The sequence below is a fragment of the Allorhizocola rhizosphaerae genome (assembly GCF_003426775.1).
Classification (GTDB): Bacteria; Actinomycetota; Actinomycetes; order Mycobacteriales; family Micromonosporaceae; genus Allorhizocola; species Allorhizocola rhizosphaerae.
The window spans coordinates 1-7,015 of sequence record NZ_QJUG01000330.1 but is presented as its reverse complement, the minus strand read 5'-3'; the positions used below and the strand labels follow the sequence as shown (position 1 = coordinate 7,015).

The following is a 7,015-nucleotide window of genomic DNA, read 5'->3' as shown; positions in this document are numbered from 1 at the left end:
GGGCGTGTGCCGCGTGTGGCGGTGGTGGGTGGGCTAGTCGGCTCTGTGGTGGTGTGGTGGGTTGATCCGCTGCGTGGTGGTGTTGGTGCTGCGGCCGGGGGCGTGGGGTGGCGTAATCCGTTCCGTGGTGGTGTTTGGGTGCTGTGGTCGGTGGTGTGCTCGCATTGTTGGGTAGGGGAGAGTAGTCCCATGTCCCCTTCTGTGGCAGTTGTGGCATGCGCGCGTTCGTGACGAGCGGAGCGGTTTGGCGGCGTCGGATGCGTGGGCTCTGTTCAGCATCCCCCGGCAGGCTTCTGTGGGTGGATTCCTCGTCGCGCCGGTGAGCGTTTCGGAGCAGACACCGATGAGCTTCAGTTTCGCGTGGGTGGCGCCTGAACGACCGGATACTCCTGCGATGTGGCGGTGATCACTCTGGAGAATGCACGGGTGGGTTTCGCTTGGTGGAGCCTTTGCTTGGCGGTCAGGAGAGGTCATGGGGATCACGCCCGGCTGGGGGTCGGGCGCGGCGACAATGGGGGGCATGCTTGATGCCGCTGACGCCGATGGACTGACCGTCGGTCAGGTCTCGACGCGTCTCGGCGTGACAGTCCGCGCGCTGCACCACTGGGATGAGATCGGGTTGGCGCGACCGTCGCTGCGCACGGCTGCCGGATACCGGCTCTACACCGCTGGTGATCTGGAACGCTTACACCGCATCGTCGTCTACCGCGAGATCGGTCTGGGCCTGGACAGGATTCGGGCCATCTTGGACGACTCGACCGTGGACGTGCCCGGCGCGTTGCGTGCGCAGCGTGCTCAGGTTACTGAACGGATCGATCGCCTCAAGCAACTGGGTGCCGGGCTGGATCGGATGATCGAGGCTCACGAGCGCGGGCTGCTGCTGACCGTTGAGCAGCAGGCTGCGATCTTGGGGCCTGAGTGGAATCCGGACTGGCCCGCCCAAGCGCGTCAGCGATACGGAGTCACGACGCAATGGCTGCAGTACGCCGAACGATCGGCCTCTCGCGGTGCGGAGGAATGGCAGGCCGTAGCCGACGCTGTAGCCGGTCTCGAACGTGCGCTGGGGGATGCGATGGACGCCGGTGTCACGCCTGGGAGCCCGGAAGCGAATCGACTCGTCGAGTGGCATCGGGAGATTTTTGCTTCGTACTTTCCGCTTACCAGGCAGATGCAGGTGTGTCTCGGTCGCATGTTCGAGGCCGATCCGGGGTTTGCTGCCCATTACGACGACATCCGCGTCGGGCTTGCCTCGTGGTTCCGTCAGATCATCGATGTCAGCGCGCGTGCCAACGGAATCGACCCCGACACCGCGACCTGGGAGTAGAGCGCGGCGTCCGCGCATCGCCACATACATGCCGAGCAATGCCGTCGCGGTCGACGAGCACGGCCGCTCGGCGCAGACATTCTTTGGCGAGGTCGTCGCCCGCGCGGGCGGCATGGAACGCCGCGAAGTGGCCGGCGGCCGTGACAACTATGCGGTCACGGCACGCCTCGTCGGCCGCTTCGAAGGACTTTCCAGGCTCGCTGCCGGGTAAGTCAGGCGCGGGGAATGTCGCGACCTGTCGGGCGGTATTCGGCCAGCAGGATCCGTCCGTCGAGCGCCCGGTGATTCACGAGTTCCAGGTCGGCCGATGCCATGCCGGCGAAGGCCGGCTCCCGGCCCGACGGTCCGGCCAGAAGCGGGAACGTCATAAGGCGCAGGCGGTCGACCAGGCCCGCGTCGCAGAGTTGCCGGGCGAGGGAGAGGCTTCCCATGGTGCGCAGCGGGATATCGCCGTCGCGCTTGAGCCGGCCGACCTCACCGACGAGGTCTTCACGGCAGATGCGCGTGTTGGGCCAGGTGGCTGCCTGCAGGGTTGACGAGAACACGACCTTGTCCAGTTCGTCCATGCGGTGCCCGCGCGCTTGCGCGGGCAGGCCGGCGAGCGCCTCGTAGGTGCGCCGGCCCAGCACGACCAGTTGTGGCTGGGCCAGCTCGGTGGTGATCCAGGCATCGAGGTCCGGGCCGAAGTATCCAAAGAAGCCGGGCGAGTCGGCACCCTTGGCCCACCCGTCCACCGAGAGAAACAGGTCCACAGTGAGCGTCTGCACCATCGTCTCCTTGTCGTCGCGCGGGCTCTACGTATGCGTCGAACGACCCGGGGCGGGATCGACACGCGGATGCAGTTCTATTGGACAGCCGAGATAGGTCGAGGCCTAGACCAACTTGATGTGGCGCAGCTGCGGCGAGTCGGAGAAGCCCTGCCGGGCGTAGGCGCAGACGGCGCGTTCGCTGGAGTGGACGGTGACCCGCTCCAGGCCCAGCTCGCGGGCGAGGTTCAGAATCGCCTCGATGAGCAGGCTGCCCAGGCCCGCATTGCGTTCCGCGGGAACGACATAGACCGACTGCAGGTCGCCCGATCGGCGGTTGACCGAACTCGGGCTGGGCACGCGCGGCGTGATCGCGAGCCAGGCCACACCGATGATCAAGTCGCCGCGCAGCAGGACCATGCAGTGGTGCGTGCCGTGGTTGCGCTGCGCCCATTCGACGAAGTGATGGAGAAATTCCTCTTTCTTGTACCCGATAGGGCCGTCGAACTCCTGGGTGAACTGCCACCGGAGCCCGGCAACCACGGGAAGTTCGCCGGGCCGCATGGGCCGGACCGAAACCGTGGTCATGACTTGGTCCCGTTGAGTGCGTCGAGGATGGCTTGTGCGGTGCGGCGGCCGATGCCCGGCACGGCGCACACTTCGTCCACGGTGGCCGCGGAGAGGCGCTTGACCGACCCGAACTCGCGCAGCAGCGCCTTGCGCCGGGTCGCGCCCACGCCCGGGATGTTGTCCAAATCGGACGCTTTCATCCGCGCGGAACGCCGCTGCCGGTGGAAGGTGATCGCAAACCTGTGCGCCTCATCTCGTACCCGCTGAAGTAAATAGAGACCTTCAGAGGTGCGGGACATAATCACGGGCATGGAGTCGTCGGGCAGCCATACCTCTTCGAGGCGCTTGGCCAGACCGCACACGGCCACATCGGTGATTCCCATGTCGGCCATGACGTCTGAGGCGGCGTTGACCTGTGGGCCACCGCCGTCGACCACGACCAGCTGCGGGGGATAGGCGAAGCGCTGCCTCCTGCCCTCCACCGGGGCCTCGGTGTCGAGGCGGTGGAAGCGGCGGCGGATGACCTCGCGGATGGCCGACACGTCGTCCGTCGCGCCCTTGATGATGAACCTGCGGTAGTCGCTCTTGCGGGGCAGCCCGTCCTCGAAGACCACCATGCTGGCGACCACGTCGGTGCCCTGGATCTGGGAGATGTCAAAGCATTCGATGCGCAGCGGGCCGCTGGCCATGCCGAGCGCGTCGGCGATCTCATCGAGCGCGCGGCCGCGGGCGGCCAGGTCGCCGGAGCGCTTGAGCTTGTGCTGAGTCAGTGCCTGAAGCGCGTTGCGGGCCACGGTTTCCATGAGGGCCTTCTTGTCGCCACGCTGGGGCACGCGGAGGGTGACGCGCGATCCGCGGCGTTGCGACAGCCACTCCGTGAGAGCGTCCACATCGGACGGCAGGGCGGGCACGAGCAACTCGCGGGGCACGTCGGCCTCGCCCCCCTCGCCGTAGATCTGGGTGCAGAAGTGCTCCACGAGGTCGCCGAGCGACAGGTCCTCGGTCTTCTCGACGACCCAACCCCGCTGGCCCCGCACCCGGCCACCGCGAACGTGAAACACCTGCACGGCCGCCTCAAGCGGGTCGTCGGCGAACGCCGCCACGTCGGCGTCGGTCCCGTCGCCGAACACGACCGACTGTTTCTCCATGGCCCGTTTGAGCGCGGACAGGTCGTCGCGCAGGCGGGCGGCGAGCTCATATTCCTGGGCGGACGAGGCCTCATACATCTGCTTCTCAAGCCGCCGCTGCATGGTGTCGGTCTTGCCCGCCATGAAGTCGCAGAAGTCGAGCACGATGGCGCGATGCTCCTCTGCGCTGACCCGCTTGACGCACGGCGCCGAGCACTTGCCGATGTCGCCCAGCAGGCACGGCCGTCCAATCTGGCCGGCCCGCTTGAACACGCCCGCCGAGCACGTGCGCGCCGGGAAAATGCGCAGCAGCAGGTCGAGCGTCTCGCGGATGGCCCACGCATGCGAATAGGGCCCGAAGTAGCGCACGCCCTTGCGCTTGGCCCCGCGCATCACCTGAAGACGCGGGAACTCCTCGTCGAGCGTGACGGCAAGGTACGGATACGACTTGTCGTCGCGATAGCGCACATTGAACCGGGGATCGAACTCTTTGATCCACGAGTACTCCAGCTGCAGCGCCTCGACCTCGGTCCCGACGGTCACCCAGTCCACTCCGGACGCCGACGTGACCATCTGCTGGGTGCGCGCGTGCAGCGAGCCGTAGTCGGCGAAGTAGGAGTTGAGCCGGCTGCGCAGGCTCTTGGCCTTGCCCACGTAGATGATCCGGCCGTTCGGGTCGCGGAAGCGGTAAACCCCCGGCGCGTCCGGAATGCTGCCCGGAGCGGGCCTATATGTGAGCGGATCAGCCACGGGCAAAGCCTACCTAGCTGATCGCCAGTGATCCGCCCCGCTCTAGGATGTGGCAGTGGGGGCGGAGCAGGAGACCGAACTGGTGGTGGTCACCGGGGTTTCGGGCGGCGGGCGCAGCACGGTGGCGCGCGCCTTGGAAAACGTGGGGTTCTATGTCGTCGACAATCTGCCGCAGGCGCTGCTCGTGCAGCTGGCGGAGTTGGCGGCCAAGGCCGGGGGCGCGGCGCGCAAGACGGCGATGGTGCTCGATGTGCGCAGCCGGGCCTTTTCGACCGACCTGTCCGGTGCGATCCGGGAGCTGCAGGAGCGCGGTTACACGCCGCGCGTGGTGTTCGTCGACGCCGACGACGAGGTGTTGATCCGGCGGTTCGAAAGCGTGCGCCGTTCGCATCCGCTGCAGGGCGACGGTCGGCTTTCCGACGGCATCGCCGAGGAGCGGGCATTGCTGGCGGAGGCGCGCGAACAGGCCGACGTGTTGATCGACACATCGCACCTGAACGTGAACCAGCTACGGGCCCGGGTGGAGGAGCTTTTCGCCAGCCCGGAGGAGCTGAAGCTGCGGGTCACCGTGCTATCTTTCGGCTTTAAGTATGGCTTGCCACCTGATGCCGATTTTGTGCTCGACACCCGATTCCTGCCCAATCCCTACTGGGTACCCGAACTGAGGGATCATTCGGGGCGGGAAGAGCAGGTCAGCAAGTACGTGTTGGGCCAGCGAGGAGCGAGTACCTTCGTCGAGACGTATGCCCGGATGGTCATGACCACCGCGCCGGGTTTCGAACGCGAGGGAAAGAGGTACCTGACGGTCGCCGTCGGCTGCACCGGCGGCAAGCACCGCAGCGTGGCCATCGCGGAGGAACTGGCGCGGCGGCTGCGCGAGCTGAGGGTGGTGGCACATGCCCAGCACCGTGACTTGGGACGGGAGTGAGTAGTTGCGGGTAGTCGCATTCGGTGGGGGACACGGCCTCGGCGCCAGCCTTCGGGCACTGCGCGCGACCAACCTTCCGCTGGACATCACGGCGGTGGTGACGGTCGCCGACGACGGCGGCTCCAGCGGGCGGCTGCGCGCCGAGCGTGGCGTCCTGCCCCCGGGCGACCTGCGACAGGCCCTTGTCGCGCTGGCCGGGGTCGACCAGCTGAGCGTGGGCAGTGCGGCTCTGTTCCAATACCGCTTTCCCGGGGATGAGCCCCTCGGTGGGCATGCCGTGGGCAACCTTGTCCTGTGTGGACTGATGGAGCTGGTCGGCGATCCAGTGATGGCGCTCGATCATGCGGCGGCGATGGTCAACGCCGTGGGGCGGGTGCTTCCCATGGCGTGCGAGCCGCTGGGCATCGAGGCCGACATCCGGCAGGGCGACGCCGTCACGACCATCCGCGGGCAGCACGAGATCGCGATCGCCGATGGTGAGGTGCTGCAGGTGCGCATCGCCCCGCCCGCGCCGGCCGCGTGCGCCGAGGCGCTCAAGGCCATCGGTGAGGCCGACTGGCTGCTGTTCGGGCCCGGAAGTTGGTACACCAGCGTCATCCCGCACCTGCTCGTGCCCGACCTGGCCAAGGCGATCGTGTCGAGCCCGGCGCAGCGGCTGGTCACGCTCAACCTGGCGGCCGACAACGAGACCGTCGGACTGTCCTTACCGGACCATGTGTCGGCCCTGAGCCGGTACCTCCCGGATTTGAAGATTAACTTTGTACTGGTCGATAGAAACGCTGTTCCCGATCCCGAAGCGGTCGCTCATGCGGCACAATCACTCGGAGCCCGTGTTGCGCAAGCCGAGATTGCCGTCCAGGACGGGACCGCACGACACGATCCGGTCCGATTAGGGCGGGCCCTGGTGCCTCTCCTTGGTACCGCTCGTTAAGCACGTACGAACAAGACGGCCCCCGAGGTGACATGACGATGGCGATGACCGCAGCCGTGAAAGACGAACTGAGCCGGGTCGATGTGCCCAAACCCTGCTGTAGAAGGTCCGAGATGGCGGCACTGCTGCGCTTTGCCGGAGGGCTGCACATCGTGTCGGGCCGGGTTGTGGTCGAAGCCGAGCTCGACACCGGCGCGGTCGCCCGCCGCTTAAGAACATCAATTGCCGACTTATATGGGTACCCATCAGAGGTCCACATTCTGGCATCGGGTGGGCTGCGCAAGGCCAGCCACTACATCGTCCGGATAGTCAAGGACGGCGAGGCTCTGGCCCGCCAGACCGGTCTGCTCGACGTGCGCGGCCGCCCGGTGCGCGGGCTGCCGCAAAATGTGGTCAACGGGTTGGTCTGCTGCGCCGTCGCGGCCTGGCGCGGGGCCTTCCTCGCACACGGCTCGCTCACCGAGCCCGGCCGCTCCTGCGCGCTGGAGATCACGTGCCCCGGCCCCGAGTCGGCGCTGGCGCTCGTAGGCGCGGCCCGCCGGCTGGGCATCGCCGCCAAGGCCCGCGAGGTCCGCGGCGTCGACCGGGTCGTGGTCAAGGACGGCGACGCGATCGCGGCCCTGCTCACCCGGATCGGCG

The 7,015-nt window shown here is 67.3% G+C and carries 8 protein-coding genes; 5 read left to right on the top strand and 3 right to left on the bottom strand.

Translation table 11 applies throughout. The features are described 5' to 3' along the window. The first annotated feature begins 520 nt into the window (after positions 1–520). Positions 521–1,324 carry a MerR family transcriptional regulator gene (locus DM816_RS39000; RefSeq protein WP_117215509.1) on the top strand — a complete coding sequence of 268 codons (804 nt, stop codon included), beginning with the start codon at positions 521–523 and terminating at the stop codon, positions 1,322–1,324. A gap of 28 nt (positions 1,325–1,352) precedes the next feature. After that, positions 1,353–1,535, top strand: a complete 183-nt coding sequence (locus DM816_RS38995) for a hypothetical protein (RefSeq protein WP_211589045.1) — start codon at positions 1,353–1,355, stop codon at positions 1,533–1,535. A gap of 1 nt (position 1,536) precedes the next feature. Here DM816_RS38995 and DM816_RS38990 read toward each other — a convergent pair whose 3' ends face one another. From DM816_RS38990 to uvrC, 3 genes are all read right to left on the bottom strand, one after another. Beyond that, a complete protein-coding gene (locus DM816_RS38990; RefSeq protein ID WP_117215507.1) occupies positions 1,537–2,094 on the bottom strand; it encodes a dihydrofolate reductase family protein in 558 nt (185 codons plus the stop codon). A gap of 102 nt (positions 2,095–2,196) precedes the next feature. Beyond that, positions 2,197–2,658 carry a GNAT family N-acetyltransferase gene (locus DM816_RS38985; RefSeq protein ID WP_117215506.1) on the bottom strand — a complete coding sequence of 154 codons (462 nt, stop codon included), beginning with the start codon at positions 2,656–2,658 and terminating at the stop codon, positions 2,197–2,199. Continuing rightward, positions 2,655–4,517: an excinuclease ABC subunit UvrC gene (uvrC, locus tag DM816_RS38980; RefSeq protein ID WP_117215505.1), complete on the bottom strand. Its 1,863-nt coding sequence runs from the start codon at positions 4,515–4,517 to the stop codon at positions 2,655–2,657. The genes DM816_RS38985 and uvrC overlap by 4 nt, the downstream gene beginning before the upstream one ends. Positions 4,518–4,572: 55 nt before the next feature. Here uvrC and rapZ point away from each other — a divergent pair, with 55 nt between their 5' ends. The 3 genes from rapZ to whiA all read left to right on the top strand — a co-directional run. Further along, a complete protein-coding gene (gene rapZ / locus DM816_RS38975; RefSeq protein ID WP_246002630.1) occupies positions 4,573–5,445 on the top strand; it encodes an RNase adapter RapZ in 873 nt (290 codons plus the stop codon). Between the two features lie 4 nt (positions 5,446–5,449). After that, positions 5,450–6,376, top strand: coding sequence for a gluconeogenesis factor YvcK family protein (locus DM816_RS38970; protein ID WP_117215503.1), 927 nt, complete (start codon positions 5,450–5,452; stop codon positions 6,374–6,376). 38 nt (positions 6,377–6,414) lie between these two features. After that, the coding region (gene whiA, locus DM816_RS38965) for a DNA-binding protein WhiA (protein WP_117215508.1) at positions 6,415–7,015 on the top strand (601 nt) is incomplete at its 3' end.